Origin of the sequence: Achromobacter sp. RW408, from assembly GCF_003184165.1 — a bacterium.
GTDB lineage: Bacteria > Pseudomonadota > Gammaproteobacteria > Burkholderiales > Burkholderiaceae_B > Achromobacter > Achromobacter xylosoxidans.
Genome location: NZ_QHHO01000049.1, coordinates 404,629 through 423,834 on the forward strand (window position 1 = coordinate 404,629; position 19,206 = coordinate 423,834).

Sequence of the window (19,206 nt, forward strand, 5' to 3'; positions counted from 1 at the left end):
GACAAACAAGCAGTACGTCTTCAGGGCGGGGCGAAATTCCCCACCGGCGGTATGCCAAGCAACTTGGCGAGCCCGCGAGCGCCCGGCGTCCTTTACGGACACCGGGGTCAGCAGATCTGGTGAGATGCCAGGGCCGACGGTCACAGTCCGGATGAGAGAAGATGTGCCGTCACACGCCCCCTGTCCGCGCCCCACACGCGCGGGCAATCGGTTTGCGTTCGGCTGTCGATTAGCCCTGAAACGTTTTTCGCCCACTTTTTCGCGAGAGCGTTTCAATGTCCAACGTTACCCTTACCCCGCAGTCCCCCCTCCCCAGCCTGGCCGCCCAGCCCTTCGCCGCGCGCCTGCAACGTGCCCTGCATCACCTGCGCCTGGGCCGCCCCGTCATCCTCATGGATGACTTCGACCGCGAAAACGAAGCCGACCTCATCGTTGCCGCCGACAAGCTGACCGTGCCCGTCATGGCCCAGTTGATCCGCGACGGCAGCGGCATCGTCTGCCTGTGCCTGCCCGGCGAAACCCTCGACCGCCTTGACCTGGCCCCCATGGTCCAGCGCAACCAGAGCCGCTTCGCCACCGCCTTCACCGTCTCGATCGAAGCGCGCGAAGGCGTCAGCACCGGCGTGTCGGCCGTGGATCGCGTCACCACCATCCGCGCGGCCATCTCTCCCACCGCCCAGGCCGACGACATCGTCAGCCCCGGCCACGTCTTCCCGCTGCGGGCCCAGCCCGGCGGCGTGCTGACCCGCCGCGGCCACACCGAAGGCTCGGTCGACCTGGCCACGCTGGCCGGCCTGCGTCCGGCCGGCGTGCTGTGCGAACTGATGAACGCCGACGGCACCATGATGCGCGGCGCCGCGCTGGAGCGCTATGCCGCCCAGCACGGCCTGGTCGCCCTGACCATCGCCGAACTGGCCGACCACCTGCAGCAACTGCGCGACGGCCAGGCCCAGCCGGTCGATGACGAAGTGCTGGAGATGGCCGCCACGGTCTGAACCAAAAAAAGGCGCCCGCAATAGCGGGCGCCTCGATCGTCAGACCAGTCTTCGGACGCTTAGGCGGCGGCCACCCGGCCCCGCAGCGCCATCGCCACGAACACCGCGCCCAGCGCGCACGCGCCGCCCAGCGCATAGACCGCCCCATAGCCCCGCATCCCGGCCAACCAGCCGGCCGCGGGACTGGCGATGCCCAGCGCCACGTCCAGGAACGCCACATACGCCCCCATGGCCGCGCCGCGGCTGGCCGGCGGCACGCGACGCACCGCCTCCACGCCGAATGCCGGGAACGCCAGCGAATAGCCCGCGCCGCTCAACAGCGCGCCGGCAAAGGCCCACGCCGGCGTCGGGCCCATCCAGATCAGCCACTGGCCGGCCGCCTCGATCAACACGCACACCAGCGCCACCCGCGCGCCGCCCAGCTTGTCGGGCAGCCCCGCGAAGAACAACCGCGCCACGATGAAGCCGACGCCGAACAGGCTGAACATCCACGCCGCGCCATCCCAGCCGCGCTGGGCGAACAGCAGGCTGATGAAGGCAGTGATGACGCCGAAGCCGACGCTGGTCAGCGCCAGGCCCAGGCCAGGCAGCATCACCAGGCCCAGCACGCGGTAGAACGGCGTGCGCACGCCGCCGGCCGCCGGCACGCCGCGCTGCGGCAGCACCAGCGCCAACGCCAGCACCGGGATGAATACCGTGGCCCAGGCGATGCCGTCGAAACCGGCGGCGCCATACAGGCGCATGCCGGCCGGCGCGCCCAGCCCGAAGGCGGCGTAGATTGCCACCCCGATCCAGGCCATCACGCGCCCCGCATTCTGCGGCCCGACGCGGCCCACGCCCCAGCTCAGCGCGCCGGTGACGATCAGGCTTTCGGCGCAGCCCATGAGGGCGCGGCCAGCCATCAACGCGGCCAGCGCCGCGCGCGGTTGCTCCGCCTGCGCGTCGGCCAGCAGGTAGAGCAGGCCCGCCCCCGAACCGAGCAGGAAGCCGGTGACCACGGCGCGCTTGGCGCCGCGACGATCGGCCAGCGAACCGGACCAGGCGCGCGACAGCAGCGCCGCCGCGAACTGCAGGCCGGCCACGATGCCGACCACCAGCGCGCCCTGCGCCAGCACGCCGTCGACGTAGAGCGGCAGCACCGGCATGGGCAGGCCGACCATGAAAAAGCCGACGAAGACCGCCAGCGCCAGGGGCAATATCTGCATGAAAACGGGACGCGCGGTCCCGCCGGCCGCGGGCAGCGCCGCGGCCGAGGATGAAGTCGACATGAGGATTCCTTGGAAGAGGGGAACGCTTCCGGCAAGCCCGCTCGCCGCAATCGACGATGGCATAATCGGCCGGTGCTCGACGCGATTCCAGTTGCGTATCGAAATTTTATGAACCGATGCTCAGGTTTGAAACTCGCTTTCCCCGAACCCAATGACGGCCATCCCGCAGCCCCGTAAATCGCCGCGCCAGCAGCGTTCGCAACAGACCGTGGACACCATCCTGCAGGCAACAGCTCGCGTTCTGGCCGAGTACGGCTACGCCGGCACCAACACCAACCGGATCGCCGAGACAGCCGGGGTCAGCGTCGGTTCGCTGTACCAGTACTTCCCGAACAAGAACGCGCTGATCGCGGCGCTGCACGACCGCCACGACAAGCAGATGCTGGCGCTGATCGACGAGGTGCTGGACGGCAACCCCGCGGCCACGCTGCGCGAGCGGGTCGCGGCCATCGTCGCCGCCTCGCTGCGCGCGCACCTGCTGGAGCCGGCGCTGCACCGCGTGCTGGAACGCGAATTCCCGCTGTTCGACCAGCCGCGCGATCACAGCCGCGCCGACCAGGACATCCACCGCCGCATGCGCCACCTGCTGGAGCTGCATCGCGCAGAGATCGCGCAGCAGGATCGCGAGCTGGCGACCTACGTGGTGTTGCGCATCATGGAGTCGCTGGTACACGCGGTGGCACTGGAACCGCCAGCCGGGTTCGATCCACGGCAACTGGAAGGGGCGGTGGTGGATGCGGTGATGGGATACCTGGGCACGCCGACCGCCAGCGTCAAGGCCCGGCCCCGCGCCACGGCGCGCAAGCCCGGCCGCGCCAGCGCGGCCTGAGGCCCGGGACGACGGCCAGCGCCGACGGGGCGCCGCTGGCGCCCTAGCCGCGCGCCATGCGGGCCAGGCAGTCGGCCGCGTCGCCCACCACGATGCGCGCGCTGCACGCCAGCATCAGGTTCAGGTTCAAGCCGAAGTCCTCGACCGTGTAGCCCTGCGCGTCCACCGCGCGCGCCGCGTCGTCGGCGGCCACGCCCACGGCGACCTGCTCGCGCACGCTGCCGGCCTGCGACGTATAGCCCCACACCGGCTTGCCCAGGGCGATGGCGTAGCCGACCTCGAAGGCCGTGCCCGAATCGGGCTCGGCGCCACGGAATGGATTGAGATTCGCCATCACCAGGTCGGCGCGCTGGATCATCGCCACGTTGGCCTGGTAGATCCATTGCGCCAGCGCCACGCCGGACAGGCCGGCCGGCGGCGTGTTGTCCAGCGGGTAGAGTCCCTCGAAACCGTGCGCGGCCGCCAGCGCCTTGAGCCGCTCGCCATGCGCCACCGCGTCGGGCAGGAACACGTCGAAGCCGGCAAGGTAGACGCGGCGCATGGGCTTACTCCGGATCGGCGACTGAAAACGCTTCGCCGGTGGCGAAGAACGAGCCGCCCGCGACGTAGTGCACCGAGCGGCGCGCGTCGTCGTTGAAATGCCAGCGATTGCCGGAGAACACGTCGGGCGCGGCCCAGGCGGCCACCACCTCGCCGATGAACAGGTCGTAGGCCTGCTGGTTATGCGGCTCGGGCACCACCTTGCATTCCAGCCAGCCGAGGCAGCCTTCGATCAGCGGCGCGCCGATCCTGCGGGCGGGGAAGGTGGCCAGGCCGCTGGCCTGGAACTTGTCTTCGTCGCGCCCCGAGTGCGAGCCAACCTGCAAGGTGGCCTGGGCCTGCGCGCGCGACGGGATGCACAGCGCGAATTCGCCGGAGGCCTCGATCAGCGCGCGGGTGTAGGTGTTCTTGTCCACCACCACCAACATCTTGGGCGGGCTGAAATCCAGCGGCATGGCCCAGGCCGCGGCCATGACGTTGCGCTCGGTGCCGTGGGCGCTGGTGACCAGCACGGTGGGGCCGTGGTTCAGCAGCAGGTAGGCGCGTGGCAGGTCGACGGGTTCGATGGCGGACATGGTTTACCGGTCTCAGAACATGCCGTTCTTGTTGGCGGGGTTTTCCGGGATTTCCTGGCTGACGTCCCAGTGCTCGACGATCTTGCCGTTCTCGACCCGGAAGATGTCGACCACGGCCTGGCCGCGGTCTTCGGGGGATTCGCGCCACAGGTTGTGGATCATCACCAGGTCGCCCTCGGCAATGACACGCTTGATGTCGACGCTGGCCTGCGGATGCTGCTCGAAGTAATGGGGGAAGAAGTCCACCATCGGCTCGACGCCATCGCGCATGTAGGGGTTGTGCTGGATGTAGTTCTTGCCGACATACAGGCGCACCGCCTCGTCGATGTCGCGGTCCTGGAACATCATGCGGAAAAACGCCACCACGATGTCCTTGTTGGACTGCGGCGCGGCGGCCTGGGCCGGCGCCACACAGCTGGCGGCCAGCAGCAGGCAAAGGGCCAACGATTTGAACTTCATGCTCATACTGACTACTCGGGGGATCGTGACGCCGGCTGGCGGTTTGCCAGTTTACAAACAAAACCGGCCGATTCGACCCTGCCGCCATTGCGGCTTTCGCCTGAAAAATGACGCGGCCCCTTGTGTCCAAGGAGCCGCGTCGGGCGATCCGAAGCGGGCGGAATCAGTAGCCCACGGTGAAGCGGCGGCGCGAGTGCCTGGGGGTCTCGATCTCGTCGGCCAGGGCAATGGCGTAGTCTTCCATCGAGATCCAGCTCTTGCCGCCGGCATCGACCAGCAGGCTGTCGTCGCCGAGGCGGAAGGCGCCGGTGCGTTCGCCCGGCTCGAACAGCGCCGACGGCGACAGGAAGGTCCAGTTCAGCACCTTTTCCTGACGCAACACGTCCAGGAATACTACGCCGGCGCGCGCCTCGGGCTTGTAGGCATCGGGGAATTCCGGCGTGTCGATCAGCATCTTGCCGGGGGCCACTTCCAGGCTGCCGGCACCGCCGACCACCAGCAGGCGCGGCACGCCGGCGTCCTTGACGGCGGCCAGCAGCGGCTTGGCGTCGGCCGACACGAAGCGCGAGGCGCTGACCACGGCGTCATGGCCCTTGAGCAGCGGCGTCAGCGCCTGCGGATCGGTGGCATCGCCCTGTTCGATGGTCAGGCCAGGCTGGGCGTTGACGTCACCCAGGTTACGGGCGATGCCCGTGACCTGGTGGCCGCGCTTGAGCAGCTCGTCCGCCACGCGCGAGCCGACACGGCCCGTGATTCCGATCAATGCGATTTTCATGGTCTTGCTCCTGGAAGGTGGGCCCCGGACGGTGGCCGCGACGTGCGGCGCTGTGCGGTCCGGAGCGCAGGCAAACCCATACTATTCGGCCGGATCGGATCCAGGAACCCACGGGCGTGGAAGAGTTTTTTGCAATCCATGCACCAATGGGCCCGGGTCACCGCCATCAGGCCGCCGCGCGCTGCGCCTGGTAGACCTGCAGATGCGCGTAGGCCGTGCGCAGCGTGGTGGCATCCACCCCCAGCGTGCGCGCGCGCCGCACCATGTCGCCGACGATGTGGTCGGCCTCGACCGGCAGACCCTGGCGCAGGTCGCGGAACATCGAGGCGGTCATGGCCTGGGACGGGTCGGTCAGGATCTTGAGCGCATTGGCATCGGCCTCGGGCCGCACCGCGTGGCCGCTGGCGGCGGCAACCGCCTGCGATTCGCGCAGCAGGCCACGTACGATATCGGCGCCGTCGTCGGTGGCGGCGATCTGGCCGACCGTGCCGCGCATCAGGCAGGTGGCGGCGGCCAGCGTCGTCAGGAATACGTATTTTTCCCAGATGTCCTGGTAGATGTCTTCGCTCAGGCGGCTGACGTATTCGCCGCCGGCCAGGGCCTCGGCCAACGCCTCGCAGCGGGCGCTGCGGGCCGGGCCGGCGCGTTCGCCGAAGACGATGCTGGCGTGCTTGCCCAGATGGATCACCTGGCCTTCGGGGCCGAGTGTGGCGTTGATCTGGCACAGGCCGCCCAGCACGCGGTGCGGCTCGAATTCGCGGTCCAGCACGTCGTACTGCAGCACGCCGTTCATGATGGGCAGCACCGCGGTGTCTGGGCCGACGGCGGGACGGATGGCGTCGATGGCGCTTTGCAGGTCATAGGCCTTGCAGCTGAGCACCACCACGTCGTAGAAGCCCTTCAGCGTGTCGGCGGTGGCCAGTTGCGGTTGCAGCGTGGCGTCGCCGAACGGGCTTTCGATGCGCAGCCCCTGCTCGCGCAGGCGCGCAGCGCGGGCCTCGCGCACCAGGAAGGTCACGTCCGCGCCCGCCTGGGCGGCGCGGCCGCCGAAATAGCCGCCGGTACCGCCGGCGCCCAAGAACAACAACTTCATGCCTGTCTCCCTGGCCCGTCAAAGGCGCGGGCCGATGGAGCCATTATGCGCCCGTGGCGGCGCCGGGCCCGGGCCGCAACCGCGCGGGCGCCCATGGCTCGGACAGACGCCGCCGCGGCACGTCGTCAGGCCGGATGCGCGTGCCGCGCCCAGGCCTCGTAGCCGCCGCGCAGGGCCCAGGTGTTGGGATAGCCGGCGGCGCGCAGGCGCGCGGCCAGCATCGCGGCCGAGACCTCGTTGGGGCAGGCGCAATAGACCACGATGTCGGCCTCCTCGCTGCCCGCTTCCAGGGCCGGCAGCGGCGCGCGCAGGTCGACGGCGATGGCGCCGGGAATGCGGTCTTCCTCGCGCACCGCCTCGGGGCGCACGTCGAACACCAGCGCCTGGCGGCCGTCCTGGCGCCACTGCATCAGCTCGTCCACCGACAGCCGCGGAATCACGCGCAGGTTGCGCTTGAGGATCCAGCGCCGCAGGGCGCGCGCAATGATGTACAGCGCCAGCACCGCGGCCAGCAGGGCCAGGCCCATCGGCCCGTAGGTGCCCAGCACGTCCAGCACGTCGTTGACCACGCTGTGGAACAGCCCGCCCAGCAGCAGCGCCGAACCGGCCCAGATCATGGCGCCCACCAGGTCATACGCCAGGAAGCGGCGGTACGGCGTGCCGGTCAGGCCGGCCATCACGGTGGACAGGGCGCCGGCGCCAGGCAGGAACTTGCACACCAGCAGGGCGCGCACGCCGATGCGCAGATACAGCCGCTGGGTCTGGCGGATGCAGGAATCCTGCGACAGCGACATCTTGCAGATCACGCCCAGCAGGCGCGAGCCGTAGCGCTGGCCGGCCGCGTACCAGAGCGAGTCGGCCAGCAGACAGGCGACGGTGGCCGCCAGCCACGGCACCAGCCAGCCGGCCGCGCCGGCCAGGGCGCCAGCGGCGATCAGCATGGGATAGGCGGGCACGGGCAGGCCCGCCTGCTCGACCAGCACGTTGGCGAAGACGAGCCAGCCGCCGTACTGCTCGAGCAGCAATTGAATGTCTTGCATGATGGATTCCGGCTTGCCGCGCAAGGACGCGGCGCTATGCAGGGAATTTTAGGCCCGCGGCCGCGCCGATGGCCGCATGGCGATAGGCTTCCAGGGCCTTTCGGGCCCTTTTCAGCCGCAACAGGCTGTTCCACGCCGAAAAGTGTCCACGCACCGCGACGGTGCGCACCATACTGGTGCCACGTTTCCCCGCCGGGGTGCCTATAATTCCGCCCGGCCATCAGGATTCCCCCGACTTGTCGCGGGATTGCCCCATGGCATACAACTTGCTTCGCCAGGACTGGCCGCGAACCCGCCCATTCGGATGGGGCGCGCCGCCCCGGCGCTCCCCCCATCCGATGACCGATCCCACGCCTTCGACCCCGCCCGCCCACGCGTGCCGCACCGCGACGTCCGGACATCGCCGCCATCCCTCCCATTTCCTATCCCTCTTCGCGAAGGAGACTTGCGCATGAAATCCCTTTCCCTCCCGGCCGCCGGCGGCATCGCCCGCCGTGGCCTGCTGAAGCTGGCCGCGGCCGCCGCCGGCGCGCTGCTGCTGTCGGCCGGCGCCCAGGCCCAGGCGCCCGCCAAGACCAAGGTTGCCGCCATCTACACGGTGCCGGTGGAACAGCAATGGGTGTCGCGCATCCACAAGGCGCTGACCGCCGCGCGCGACCGGGGTGAAATCGAATACACGTTCTCGGAAAACGTCACCAACGCCGACTACGAGCGCGTCATGCGCCAGTACGCCGAGCAGGGCAACAAGCTGGTGGTGGGCGAGGCCTTCGCGGTGGAAGCCGCGGCCCGCAAGGTGGCCAAGGACTACCCGCAGACCGCCTTCCTGATGGGTTCCTCGGGCAAGCCGCAGCAGCCCAACTTCTCGGTGTTCGACAACTACATCCAGGAACCGGCCTACCTGACCGGCATGATCGCCGCCGGCATGAGCAAGACCGGCAAGATCGGCCTGGTGGGCGGCTACCCCATCCCCGAAGTGAACCGCTTGATGCAGGCCTTCATCGAGGGCGCCAAGGAAATCAACCCCAAGACCGAATTCACCGTGACCTTCATCGGTTCGTGGTTCGATCCCCCGAAGGCCAAGGAAGCCGCCTTCGCCATGATCGACAAGGGCGCGGACGTGCTGTACGCCGAGCGCTTCGGCGTGTCGGACGCCGCCAAGGAACGCGGCAAGCTGGCCATCGGCAACGTCATCGACACCCAGCCGCAGTACCCCGAGACCGTGGTGGCCTCGGCGCTGTGGAGCATGGAGCCGACCATTGACGAGGCGCTCAAGCAGGTCAAGGCCGGCACCTTCAAGGCCGCCGACTTCGGCCAGTACTCGCTGATGAAATACAAGGGTTCGTCGCTGGCGCCGCTGGGCACCTTCGAAAGCAAGATCCCCGCCGACCTGATCGCGAAGGTGCAGGCCAGGCAGAAGGCCATCCTGGACGGCAGCTTCAGCGTGCAGGTCAACGACAAAGAACCCAAGTCGTCGGCACGATGAATCAAGCGCCTCTCGCCCTGCGGCTGGCAGGGATCACCAAACGCTTCGGCAGCCTGACGGCCAATGACGATGTCTCGCTGACGCTGGCGCAAGGCGAAGTGCTGGCCCTGCTGGGCGAGAACGGCGCCGGCAAATCGACCCTGGTGTCGATCCTGTTCGGCCACTACGTGGCCGACGCCGGCAGCATCGAAGTCTTCGGCCAACCCTTGCCGCCGGGCCGGCCCGACGCCGCGCTGGCGGCGGGGGTCGGCATGGTGCACCAGCACTTCACGCTGGCCGACAACCTGACCGTGCTGGACAACATCATGGTCGGCACCGAATCGCTGTGGAAGCTGGCCTCGGGCCGCGGCCCGGCGCGCCGCCGCCTGGTGGAACTGGGCCAGCGCTTCGGCCTGGGGGTGGATCCGGACGCGCGCGTCGGCAGCCTGTCGGTGGGCGAAAAGCAGCGCGTCGAGATCCTCAAGGCGCTGTACCGCGGCGCCAAGGTGCTGATCCTGGACGAGCCCACCGCCGTCCTCACGCCGCAGGAAGTGCAGGACCTGTTCGCCACGCTGCGCGGCTTCGTCGACGAGGGCCTGGCCGTCATCTTCATTTCGCACAAACTGGACGAGGTGATGGCCGTGTCGCGCCGCGTCGCGGTGCTGCGCCAGGGCAAGCTGGTGGCCGAGCGCGAGACCGCCGCCACCACGCCGGCCGAGCTGGCCGAGCTGATGGTGGGCCGCAAGGTCGCCATGCCGCACGCCGAAGCCATGGCGGCGGCCGGCCAGGCCGCGCCGGTGGTGACGCTGTCGCAGGTCACCGTGCGCGACCCGCGCGGCGGCGCGCCGCGCCTGGACAGCCTGGACCTGGTGGTGCACAAGCATGAGATCGTGGCCATCGCCGGCGTCGCCGGCAACGGCCAGCAGGCGCTGGTGTCGGTGCTGACCGGCCTGCGCCAGCCCGCCGACGGCACCATCCGCCTGGGCCCCGAACACGCCGCCGCGCCCACCACGCCGGCCGGCTGGACCGCCGCGCACGTGGGCCGCATCCCCGAGGACCGCCACGGCGAAGGCATGATCGGCGACAGCCCGCTGTGGGAAAACGCCATCGTCGAAGATCTGAAGGACCCGCGCTTCTCGCGCTTCGGGCTGATCCGCGCCAAGGCCGGCCGCGCCTATGCGGCGGCGCTGGCCAGGCAGTTCGACGTGCGCGCCGCTTCGCTGGACGTGCGCACCCGCAGCCTGTCGGGCGGCAACATGCAGAAGCTGATCCTGGGCCGCACCCTGGCGCGCGAACCGCGCTTCATCGTCGCCGACCAGCCCACCTGGGGCCTGGACATCGGCGCGGTGGCCTACGTGCGCGAACAGTTGCTGGCCGCGCGCCGGCGCGGCGCCGGCATCCTGCTGGTGTCGGAAGACCTGGAAGAGATCTTCGCGCTGGCCGACCGCATCGCGGTGCTGTGCGGCGGCAAGCTGGTCGCCGACAAGCCGGTCGCGCAATGGACGCCCGCCACCGTCGGGCTGGCCATGACGGGCACGCGCGCCTGACGCCGCGCCCCCTCTACTGAGCATTTCTCGAATGAAACTGATCCTGGAACGCCGCCCCGAGCCCAGCCGCGCCGCGCTGGCCCTGGCCCCGATCGCGGCCATCCTCTTTACGCTGGCGGTGTGCACGCTGCTGGTGGCCTGGGCCGGCGCGCCGGTGGGCCGCACCTACGCGCTGCTGTTCGAAGGCGCGTTCGGCTCCAAGTTCGCGCTGTCCGAAACCCTGACGCGCGCCACGCCGCTGATGCTGACCGGCCTGGCCTGCGCCGTGGCCTTTCGCGCGCGCTTCTACAACATCGGCGCCGAAGGCCAGCTGTACCTGGGCGCGCTGGCCGCCGTGGCGGTGGGCGGCCTGCACGACGGCACCGGCTTCGACCTGCCCCTGCCGGCGCTGTTCGGCGGCATGATGCTGGCGGCGGCGCTGGCCGGCGCCTTGCTGCTGCTGATCCCGGCGCTGCTCAAGACACGCCTGGGCGTGGACGAAGTGGTGACCACGCTGCTGGGCAACTTCATCGTGCTGCTGTTCGTCTCGATGATGCTGGACGGCCCCATGAAAGACCCGATGGCGATGGGCTGGCCGCAATCGGTGGCGCTCAACCCCGACCTGGAGCTGGGCAAGCTGATCGAGCGCACCCGCGCCCACACCGGGCTGCTGTGGGCCGCCGGCCTGGCGCTGGGCCTGTGGCTGCTGAACCGCTACACCGTGTTCGGCTTCCAGATGCGCGCGGTCGGCGCCAACGCGCACGCCTCGCGCTTCCTGGGCCTGCCGGTCAATCGCGTGATGCTGGGCACGGCCATGCTGTCGGGCGCGCTGGCCGGACTGGCCGGCGCCATCGAGGTGGCCGGCCGCACCGGCTACGTCACGCTCGACATGTCGCCGGGCTACGGCTACACCGGCGTGGTGGTGGCCATGCTGGCCGGCCTGCATCCGCTGGGCGTGATCCTGGCCAGCATTTTCGTGGCCGGCATGCTGGTGGGCGCGGACAGCATGAGCCGCGCCATCGCGGTGCCGAACTACATCGCCGACGTCATCGTCGCCACGTCGTTGCTCGCCATGCTGGTCGCGACGCTGTTCGCGCAGTACCGCCTGCGCCGCAACCGGGCTTGAGGAGCACGCCATGGAATGGATGGACCTGTTGAGTTCCGCGGCCTTCTGGGTCGCGGTGTTGCGGCTGGCGACGCCGCTGATCCTGGGCACGCTGGGCGTGCTGCTGTGCGAGCGCGCCGGCGTGCTGAACCTGGGCATCGAAGGCATCATGGCCGCCGGCGCCTTCACCGGCTGGCTGGTGGTGTACCTGGGCGCGCCGCTGTACGTGGGCGTGCTGGCGGCCGCGCTGGCGGGCGCCGTGTTCGGCCTGCTGCACGCGGTGCTGACGGTGCCGCTGGGCCTGTCGCAGCACGTCTCGGGGCTGGGCGTGACACTGCTGGCCACCAGCCTGAGCTACTTCGCCTACCGCGTCACCTTCCCCAGCGTGAACACGCCGCCGACGATCACGCCGTTCGCCGAGATGAAGTTCCTGGACGGCATTCCGCTGATCGGCCCGGTGCTGGCCGGGCAGACGCCGATGACGCTGCTGGCGCTGGCCGCGGTGCCGATCCTGGCGTGGGTGCTGAACCGCACCCCGGTCGGCCTGGCGATCCGCATGGTAGGCGAGAACCCCGCCGCCGCCGAGGGCCAGGGCCTGTCGGTGACCAGGCTGCGCATGGGCGCCATCGTCGCCGGCTCGGCGCTGATGGGCGTGGCCGGCAGCTTCCTCACGCTGGCGGCCTTCAACGCCTTCTTCTTCAACATGGTCAACGGCCGCGGCTGGGTCTGCGTGGCGCTGGTGGTGTTCGCCTCGTGGCGGCCCGGCAAGGCGCTGCTGGGCGCGTTGATCTTCGCTTTCTTCGACGCGCTGCAACTGCGGCTGCAGCAGGGCGGGGCGGCGCTGCCGGGCCTGCCCGAGCTGCCCTATCAGGTCTACCTGATGCTGCCCTATATTCTGTCCATCCTGGCCCTGGTGGTGATGGCGCGCCGCGCCGCCTACCCGCAGGCCCTGATGAAGCCCTACCGCAAGGGCGAACGGTAATCCACAAGGTTTGACTATGCTCGATCTGATCCTCAAGAACTGCACGCTGCCGGACGGCCGCCAGCACATCGACATCGGCGTGGCCCAGGGCCGCATCGCGGCGCTCGAACCGGCGCTGAAGGCCGAGGCCGCGCAGACCATCGACGCCTCCGGCCAGCTGGTGACTTCGCCGTTCGTCGACGCCCACTTCCACATGGACTCGACCCTGTCGTTCGGCCTGCCGCGCGTGAACCAGTCGGGCACGTTGCTCGAAGGCATCGCGCTGTGGGGCGAACTCAAGCCACTGCTGACGCAGGAAGCGCTGGTCGAGCGCGCGCTGGCCTATTGCGACTGGGCGGTGGCGCGCGGCCTGCTGGCGATCCGCTCGCACGTCGACGTTTGCGATCCACGCCTGCTGGCGGTGGAAGCGCTGCTGCACGTGCGCGAGAAGGTCAAGCCGTACCTGGACCTGCAACTGGTCGCCTTCCCGCAGGACGGCGTGCTGCGCGCGCCGGGCGCGCTCGACAACCTGAAACGCGCGCTGGACATGGGCGTGGACGTGGTCGGCGGCATTCCGCACTTCGAGCGCACCATGCAGGACGGCGCCGAATCGGTGCGCATCCTGTGCGAACTGGCCGCCGAACGCGGCCTGCGCGTGGACATGCACTGCGACGAAAGCGACGACCCGCTGTCGCGCCACATCGAGACGCTGGCCTATCACACGCAGCGCCTGGGCTTGCAGGGCCGCGTCACGGGCTCGCACCTGACCTCGATGCACTCGATGGACAACTACTACGTGTCCAAGCTGATCCCGCTGATGCGCGAGGCCGGCGTGTCGGCCATCGCCAACCCGCTCATCAACATCACGCTGCAAGGCCGCCACGACACCTACCCGAAGCGCCGCGGCATGACGCGCGTGCCCGAGCTGCTGGCCGCCGGCGTGCCGGTGGCGTTCGGCCACGACTGCGTGATGGACCCCTGGTACAGCCTGGGTTCGGGCGACATGCTGGAAGTGGCGCACATGGGCCTGCACGTGGCGCAGATGACCGGCCAGGACGCCATGCGCGCCTGTTTCCAGGCCGTCACGGCCACGCCGGCGAAGATCCTGGGCCTGGACGAGACCGGGCTGGAAGTGGGCAAGCGCGCCGACCTGGTGCTGCTGCAGGCGCGCGACCCGGTCGAAGCGCTGCGCCTGCGCGCCACGCGCCTGATGGTGCTGCGCGCCGGGGAGGTGGTGGCGACGACGCCGCCGGCCACCGCCACGCTCAACCTGCCCGGCCGTCCGGGTCAGGTCAGCTTCCAGACGCCGGCCCGCTGACTCGCCCGGCGGGATCAGGCTTCCGACATCGGCCCGCCGACGTAACCCGGCCGCCTGGCGGCCGTGACGATGATCTCCACCAGCAGGTCGGGCGAGGCCAGCTTGGCCTCGCAGGTCGCGCGCGTCGGCAGCGCATTGGCCGGCGCCCACTCGGCCCACACCGCGTTCATGCCGGCGAAGTCGCGTTCGATGTCCTTGAGCCAGATCTGCACCGACAGCAGGCGCGTCTTGTCGGTGTCGGCCCGCTTCAGGTAGCCGTCGATCTTGGCCAGCACGTCGCGCGTCTGCGCGGTGATGCCGCCTTCGGCAGACGAGGTCACGCCCGCCACGTACACGGTGTCACCGTGGATCACGATGCGGCTCAGGCGTTCGTTGGAATCCTTGCGCACGATATCAGTCATGGGTGCTGCTCCTTGGGGGTGGATGCCGGCGCGCCCGTGGCGCCGGTGAAACGGTCGATGGCGAACGGCGCGATCGGCAGGTCGGTCGCGCCGGTGGTGATCAGATCGGCCATGATACGGCCGACGATCGGGCCCAGCTCGAAGCCGTGGGCCGAGAAGCCGAAGGCGTGGAAGGCGCTGTCATGGCGCCGGCTGCGGCCGATCACCGGAATCTCGTCGGGCATGGCGGCCTCGATGCCGGCCCAGCCGCGGTTCACGATGGCGTGCCGCATATGCGGAAACAGGTCGCACACCGTGCGCGCGCCCTCGGCCAGCGAACGGAAATCCAGCTCGGTCCATTCCGCGTCGCGATCGACCCAGGCGCGGCGGCCGCCGCCGATCAACACGGTGCCGTTGGCGCGCTGCTTGAACGACAGCGGCCGGCCGGTGCCCAGCACCACCGCGTCCAGGAAATGATCCATGCGCAGCGTCACCAGCATCATCGGGCTGATGGCGGTCAGCGGCACCGGCTCACCCCATTCGGCGGCGATGCGGTCGGCCCAGGCGCCGGCGCAGTTGAGCACCTGCGGCGCGGTGTAGGTGCCGGCGTCGGTTTCAATCCGCCACTGGCCATTTTCGTGCGCGGTGCGCAGCACCCGCACGCCTTCCAGGAAGCGCGCGCCCAGGCTGGCGGCCTTGCGGCGGAACGCCAGCGTGGTGCGGTAGGGGTCGGCGGCCGCGTCCTCGCGCGCGATCAAGCCGCCGCGCACCGTGGGCGCCAGCGCGGGAATCATCGCCAGCAATTCGTCACGATCGATCCATTGCTCGTGCGTGTAGCCATGCTGTTGCATGGTCGCCAGGCGCGCGCGCAGCGCCGCCACGTCGGCCTCGTTCTCGGCCACGCGCACCTGCCCGTGCTGCTCGAAACCGCAATCGTCACCGACCAGCTCGCCAATGCGATACCAGAGCTCGCGCGAGGCCAGCGCCAACGGCACCTCGGCCAGGTGCCGCGCCAGGGTGCGCACGCCGCCGGCGTTCACGCCCGAGGCATGGCGGCCGACGTAGTTCTTCTCGATCACCAGCGCCGGCACGCCGGCGCGCGCCAGGTGCAGCGCCGCCGAACTGCCGTGCAGGCCGCCGCCGATGATGATGACGGCGGCCGAGCGCGAAGCGTCCGTCATGGCGGGCTCCTATTTCTTCAGCCGCACCACCGCCTGGCGCGACTCGTCGGTCTGCGGCAGCGACGTCAGCTCGCCCAGCGTCAGCGGTTTGGTCGGAAAGCGCAGGCGGTAGTAGCCCACTTCCGGCACCGGCACGCCGCGTTCCTCGGCGATGATCTCCGACACCGTCAGGCCGCAGAAGCGTCCCTGGCACGGCCCCATGCCGCAGCGCAGGAAGGCCTTCATCTGGTTCGGGCCGCTGCAACCGAGCTTGACGGTGTCGCGCACCTGCGCCGCCGTCACTTCCTCGCAACGGCAGACGATGGTGTCGCCGGTGGGGCGGCGGAAGGTCTCGGGCGCCTTGTACAGGGCATCGAAGAACTCGCGTCCGCGCACCGACCGCGCCAGCGCGGCACGCGGCGCGGCGGCCTCGCTGTCGCGCCGCGCCGCATCGATGCGGCCCAGCAGGTGCGCGGCCTGCAACGCCGCCAGCCGGCCGCGCTGTTCAGCCGCCAGCGCGCCGGCGATGCCGGCGCCATCGCCCGCCATGCCGACGCCATCGACCGAGGTCAGGCCCCAGTCATCGACGTCCGGTTCCCAGCAATCGAGCGCCGCGTTCCAGCGATGCTCGGCGCCGATGGCGCGCGACAGGTTGACGTTGGGCACCACGCCCTGGTGCAGCATCAACTGCTGCGCCGGCAAGGTCTTGGTGACGCCGCCGGCGGTGTAGCGCACGCTTTCCAGCTTGTCCTGCCCCAGCGCTTCCAGCGCCGTCACGCCCTTGATGATGGGTACCGCCGCCTTGACCGCGCGCAGCAGCGACAGCCCCTTGCCCAGATACGGCGAACGCAGGAAGTCCCACACCTTGGGCAGGGCCTGGCGCAGACGGCCGGGCGGCGTGGTTTCGAGCAGCGCGTCGATCTTGACGCCGGCGTTCAGGTACTGCCACGCCACCAGGTACAGCAGCGGGCCGCAGCCGGCCAGCACCGTGCGGTCGGCCGGCACCATGCCGGCCGACTTCAACAGGATCTGCGCGGCGCCGGCGGTGATGACGCCGGGCAAGGTCCAGCCGGGAATCGGGAACGGCCGCTCCTGCGCGCCGGTAGCCAGCAGCAGGCGCCGCGCATGCAGGATGCGCGCTTCGCCGGCCACCGAGTACGCCACCTCGAAGCCGCGTTCCGGCTCGTGCGCGGTGCGCTCGGCCACCGCCCACACGGTCGCGCCCGGCTCATAGCGCGCGCCCGACTGCCTGAATGGCTCGACCAGTGAAGCGCCATGCCAGTAGTCCGGCCCCAGCACGGCGCGGTCGGTGACCGGCGTGGTGGTGATGGCGCGGTAGATCTGGCCGCCCGGCGCCGCCTGTTCATCCAGCAACACCGTGTCCACGCCCAGGCGCGCGGCCGTGGTGGCGGCAGCCAACCCGGCGGGACCCGCGCCCACCACCAGCAAATCGCATTGCGTCGTCTCGATCATGCCTGCACCTTGCGCGCGCCAAGCTGGCGCTCGATCTTCATGCCGTCACGCACGGCCGTCATGCAGCCCTGCTGGTTGGCCTGGCCGTCGATCGTGACCAGGCAGTCGTAGCACACGCCCATCATGCAATAGGGGCCGCGCGGCACCTCGCCCACCGCGGTGTCGCGACAGGCCTGCATGCCGCCGGCGAACAATGCCGCGGCCACGCTGTCGCCGGCGCGGCACTGCAGTTCGGCGCCGTTCACCGTCACCCGCACCGGCGCGCCCTGCGCCTGGCGCTGCGCCTCGTCAAGCCTCTTGAACATGGAACCTCCGGGTCGAGAAGGGCGCCATGTCGTCGGCCAGCTGGCCGGCGGCGATCATGGGCGCCAGTTTGAGCGCGTGCGCGGCCGCCAGGGTGACGCCGCTGTGACAGGTGGCGACGAAGGCGCCGGGGCACGTCTCGGATTGTTGATAGATGGGGAAACCGTCCTTGGACATCACGCGCAGCGCGGCCCAGCTGCGCACCACGCGCACCTCGCGCAAGGCGGGCAGCGTGCGCACGGCGCGGTCGGCCAGCGTGCCCAGGATCGGCAAGCCCACCTGGTTGTCCACATAGCCGGCCTCTTCCTGCGAATCGCCAATCAGCCAGGTGCCTTCGTCGGTCTGGCGCAGCGTCGACAGCGGCGTTTCCAGCAGGCGGCGGGTGCGCTCCAACACCACGATCTGGCCGCGCTGCGGCCGCACCGGCACCGCCAGGCCGACCTGTTCGCCCAGCGCCTTGTTCGACAGGCCGCTGGCCAGCACCAGCTTGCGCGCCCGCACCGTGCCGGTGGGCGTGGTCACCTCGAACACGCCGTCGCGCTGGCGGACCTGCTGCGCCGGGCAGCGCGGCAGGTAATCCACAGCCCGCTGTGCAAAACTCATGTGCAGCGCCCGCAGCAGCTTGAGCGGATTGGCGATGCCGTCGACCGGCGTCCAGGTGGCGCCGCGCACCTCCGGGCCGATGCCGGGCACCATGTCGGCAAGCTCGTGGCGGTCCAGCATTTTCCAGTCGTACTGCGCCATGCCGGGCTGCGCCAGCAGCGTGCGCATGAAGGTGGCGCGCGCTTCCATCTCTTCGTCGCTCAACAGCGCGTGCAGGCCGCCGCGCTGTTCCAGGTGCACGTCCACGCCGGTCTGCTCCCGCAGCTCGGCCGCCAGTTGCGGCCAGGCGCCGGCCGAAGTCATGGTCCACACGCCGTAGCGCGGCAGGCCCATGCCCTTGCTCTGCACCCAGACCAGGCCGAAGTTGCCGCGCGAGGCGCGGTAGGCCACGTCGCCTTCGTCCAATACCGCGACGTGGTCCAGTTCGCGCCGCAGCCCGTAGGCCACGGCCGAGCCGACCAGGCCGCCGCCGATCACCACCGCGTCGTAGACGCCGCGATGCGCCGGCGCGCGCGGCGCCTGTTGTATTTCTTCCGTCATTAGCGTCCCTTTCCGACAAACAGCTTTTCCAGGCCGACCAGGCGGTCCAGGATGAAGATGGCGATGATGGTCACATAGATCAGCACGGCCGACACCGCCGTCACCAGCGGGTCGATGGTGTCCTCGATGTGCAGGAAGATGCGCACCGGCAGCGTGGTGGTGGAGGGCGAGGCGATGAAGATCGACATGGTCAGCTCGTCGAAGCTGGTGATGAAGGCGATCACCCAGCCGCTGACCACGCCCGGCAGCAACAGCGGCAGCACCACGCGCCGGAACGCCGTCCAGTGGGAGGCGCCCAGCGACTGCGCCGCGCGTTCCAGCGCCGGATCGATGCCGGTGGCCGAGGCCAGCACCAGCCGCAGCGCATAGGGCATCACCAGGATCACGTGCGCCACCACCAGTCCCACGTAGGTGCCGGCCAGGTCCACCGTGGTGAAGAACTTCAGGAAGGCCAGCCCCAGCACCACGTGCGGAATCATCAGCGGCGACAGGAAGAACGCCACCAGCGCCTCGCGGCCGCGGAAGCGGTTGCGCGCCAGCGCCAGCGCGCTGGGCACCGCCAGCGCGATCGCCAGCGTCGCCGACAGCGTGCCCAGCCCCAGGCTGAACCAGAACGCCTCGATGAAGCGCGGGTTGTCCAGGATGGCGCGGAACCAGCGCAGCGACAGCCCCCCGCTGGGCAGCGAGATGAAGCCCTCCGAGGTGAACGCCACCGCGCACACCATCACGATCGGCGCCAGGATGAACAGGATGAAGAGGGTGTGGAACAGCAGGCCGATGGGGCCGTTGCGAAAGTTCATG

Annotated in this window: 20 protein-coding genes and 1 riboswitch; of the genes, 7 read left to right on the forward strand and 13 right to left on the reverse strand. The window is 69.9% G+C overall.

The genetic code is table 11. The features are described from left to right. Window positions 1–12 precede the first annotated feature (12 nt). A riboswitch (FMN riboswitch) is annotated at window positions 13–167 on the forward strand. A gap of 108 nt (window positions 168–275) precedes the next feature. Further along, window positions 276–995: a 3,4-dihydroxy-2-butanone-4-phosphate synthase gene (gene ribB / locus DK459_RS21335; protein WP_053499765.1), complete on the forward strand. Its 720-nt coding sequence runs from the start codon at window positions 276–278 to the stop codon at window positions 993–995. Between the two features lie 59 nt (window positions 996–1,054). Here the strand turns inward: ribB and DK459_RS21340 are convergent, their stop codons facing one another. After that, window positions 1,055–2,263 (reverse strand): MFS transporter, encoded by a 1,209-nt coding sequence (locus DK459_RS21340; protein ID WP_054442499.1) that lies wholly within the window; start codon window positions 2,261–2,263, stop codon window positions 1,055–1,057. A 151-nt stretch (window positions 2,264–2,414) separates the two neighbouring features. On the opposite strand from DK459_RS21340, the gene DK459_RS21345 reads away from it, so the two are divergent. Beyond that, window positions 2,415–3,092, forward strand: a complete 678-nt coding sequence (locus tag DK459_RS21345; RefSeq protein ID WP_110135045.1) for a TetR/AcrR family transcriptional regulator — start codon at window positions 2,415–2,417, stop codon at window positions 3,090–3,092. Window positions 3,093–3,135: 43 nt separating this feature from the next. Here DK459_RS21345 and DK459_RS21350 read toward each other — a convergent pair whose 3' ends face one another. The 6 genes from DK459_RS21350 to DK459_RS21375 all read right to left on the reverse strand — a co-directional run bounded on the left by DK459_RS21350 (window position 3,136) and on the right by DK459_RS21375 (window position 7,574). Further along, window positions 3,136–3,633: a nucleoside 2-deoxyribosyltransferase gene (locus DK459_RS21350; RefSeq protein WP_038502533.1), complete on the reverse strand. Its 498-nt coding sequence runs from the start codon at window positions 3,631–3,633 to the stop codon at window positions 3,136–3,138. Between the two features lie 4 nt (window positions 3,634–3,637). Then, the gene (locus DK459_RS21355; RefSeq protein WP_054499257.1) at window positions 3,638–4,207 is read right to left on the reverse strand and encodes a flavin reductase family protein; all 570 of its coding nucleotides are present in this window, start codon (window positions 4,205–4,207) and stop codon (window positions 3,638–3,640) included. Between the two features lie 12 nt (window positions 4,208–4,219). Further along, window positions 4,220–4,672 (reverse strand): nuclear transport factor 2 family protein, encoded by a 453-nt coding sequence (locus tag DK459_RS21360; RefSeq protein ID WP_006389482.1) that lies wholly within the window; start codon window positions 4,670–4,672, stop codon window positions 4,220–4,222. Between the two features lie 157 nt (window positions 4,673–4,829). After that, the gene (locus DK459_RS21365; RefSeq protein WP_020925730.1) at window positions 4,830–5,441 is read right to left on the reverse strand and encodes an NAD(P)-dependent oxidoreductase; all 612 of its coding nucleotides are present in this window, start codon (window positions 5,439–5,441) and stop codon (window positions 4,830–4,832) included. A gap of 166 nt (window positions 5,442–5,607) precedes the next feature. Next, window positions 5,608–6,534 (reverse strand): 2-dehydropantoate 2-reductase, encoded by a 927-nt coding sequence (gene panE, locus DK459_RS21370; protein WP_110060132.1) that lies wholly within the window; start codon window positions 6,532–6,534, stop codon window positions 5,608–5,610. Between the two features lie 125 nt (window positions 6,535–6,659). Beyond that, the gene (locus tag DK459_RS21375; RefSeq protein WP_024067335.1) at window positions 6,660–7,574 is read right to left on the reverse strand and encodes a VTT domain-containing protein; all 915 of its coding nucleotides are present in this window, start codon (window positions 7,572–7,574) and stop codon (window positions 6,660–6,662) included. A gap of 451 nt (window positions 7,575–8,025) precedes the next feature. On the opposite strand from DK459_RS21375, the gene DK459_RS21380 reads away from it, so the two are divergent. The 5 genes from DK459_RS21380 to DK459_RS21400 are packed head-to-tail and all read left to right on the forward strand — an operon-like array spanning window position 8,026 to window position 13,946. Next, the gene (locus tag DK459_RS21380) at window positions 8,026–9,057 is read left to right on the forward strand and encodes a BMP family protein (protein WP_024067333.1); all 1,032 of its coding nucleotides are present in this window, start codon (window positions 8,026–8,028) and stop codon (window positions 9,055–9,057) included. Continuing rightward, window positions 9,054–10,583 carry an ABC transporter ATP-binding protein gene (locus DK459_RS21385; RefSeq protein WP_024067332.1) on the forward strand — a complete coding sequence of 510 codons (1,530 nt, stop codon included), beginning with the start codon at window positions 9,054–9,056 and terminating at the stop codon, window positions 10,581–10,583. The genes DK459_RS21380 and DK459_RS21385 overlap by 4 nt, the downstream gene beginning before the upstream one ends. 31 nt (window positions 10,584–10,614) lie before the next feature. Beyond that, window positions 10,615–11,688, forward strand: a complete 1,074-nt coding sequence (locus DK459_RS21390) for an ABC transporter permease (RefSeq protein ID WP_006389488.1) — start codon at window positions 10,615–10,617, stop codon at window positions 11,686–11,688. A 10-nt stretch (window positions 11,689–11,698) separates the two neighbouring features. Beyond that, a complete protein-coding gene (locus DK459_RS21395; protein WP_006389489.1) occupies window positions 11,699–12,649 on the forward strand; it encodes an ABC transporter permease in 951 nt (316 codons plus the stop codon). Between the two features lie 16 nt (window positions 12,650–12,665). After that, complete coding sequence (locus DK459_RS21400; RefSeq protein ID WP_054481954.1) at window positions 12,666–13,946, forward strand: amidohydrolase family protein; 1,281 nt, start codon at window positions 12,666–12,668, stop codon at window positions 13,944–13,946. A 14-nt stretch (window positions 13,947–13,960) separates the two neighbouring features. On the opposite strand, the gene DK459_RS21405 is transcribed toward DK459_RS21400, so the two are convergent. Genes DK459_RS21405 through DK459_RS21430 form a run of 6 tightly spaced genes read right to left on the reverse strand, consistent with a single transcriptional unit; the run spans window position 13,961 to window position 19,205 of the window. Continuing rightward, window positions 13,961–14,347, reverse strand: a complete 387-nt coding sequence (locus tag DK459_RS21405) for a RidA family protein (RefSeq protein ID WP_024067329.1) — start codon at window positions 14,345–14,347, stop codon at window positions 13,961–13,963. Next, entirely contained in the window at window positions 14,344–15,507 is a 1,164-nt protein-coding gene (locus tag DK459_RS21410; RefSeq protein WP_070541469.1) for an FAD-binding oxidoreductase, read from the reverse strand. Before DK459_RS21410 ends, DK459_RS21405 begins: the two co-directional genes overlap by 4 nt. Window positions 15,508–15,516: 9 nt before the next feature. Further along, window positions 15,517–16,959, reverse strand: a complete 1,443-nt coding sequence (locus tag DK459_RS21415; RefSeq protein WP_110135046.1) for an NAD(P)/FAD-dependent oxidoreductase — start codon at window positions 16,957–16,959, stop codon at window positions 15,517–15,519. After that, window positions 16,956–17,264, reverse strand: a complete 309-nt coding sequence (locus DK459_RS21420; protein WP_006389495.1) for a (2Fe-2S)-binding protein — start codon at window positions 17,262–17,264, stop codon at window positions 16,956–16,958. Before DK459_RS21420 ends, DK459_RS21415 begins: the two co-directional genes overlap by 4 nt. Beyond that, entirely contained in the window at window positions 17,248–18,405 is a 1,158-nt protein-coding gene (locus DK459_RS21425) for an FAD-binding oxidoreductase (RefSeq protein WP_006389496.1), read from the reverse strand. The genes DK459_RS21420 and DK459_RS21425 overlap by 17 nt, the downstream gene beginning before the upstream one ends. Then, complete coding sequence (locus tag DK459_RS21430) at window positions 18,405–19,205, reverse strand: ABC transporter permease (protein WP_006389497.1); 801 nt, start codon at window positions 19,203–19,205, stop codon at window positions 18,405–18,407. Before DK459_RS21430 ends, DK459_RS21425 begins: the two co-directional genes overlap by 1 nt. Window position 19,206 lies beyond the last annotated feature (1 nt).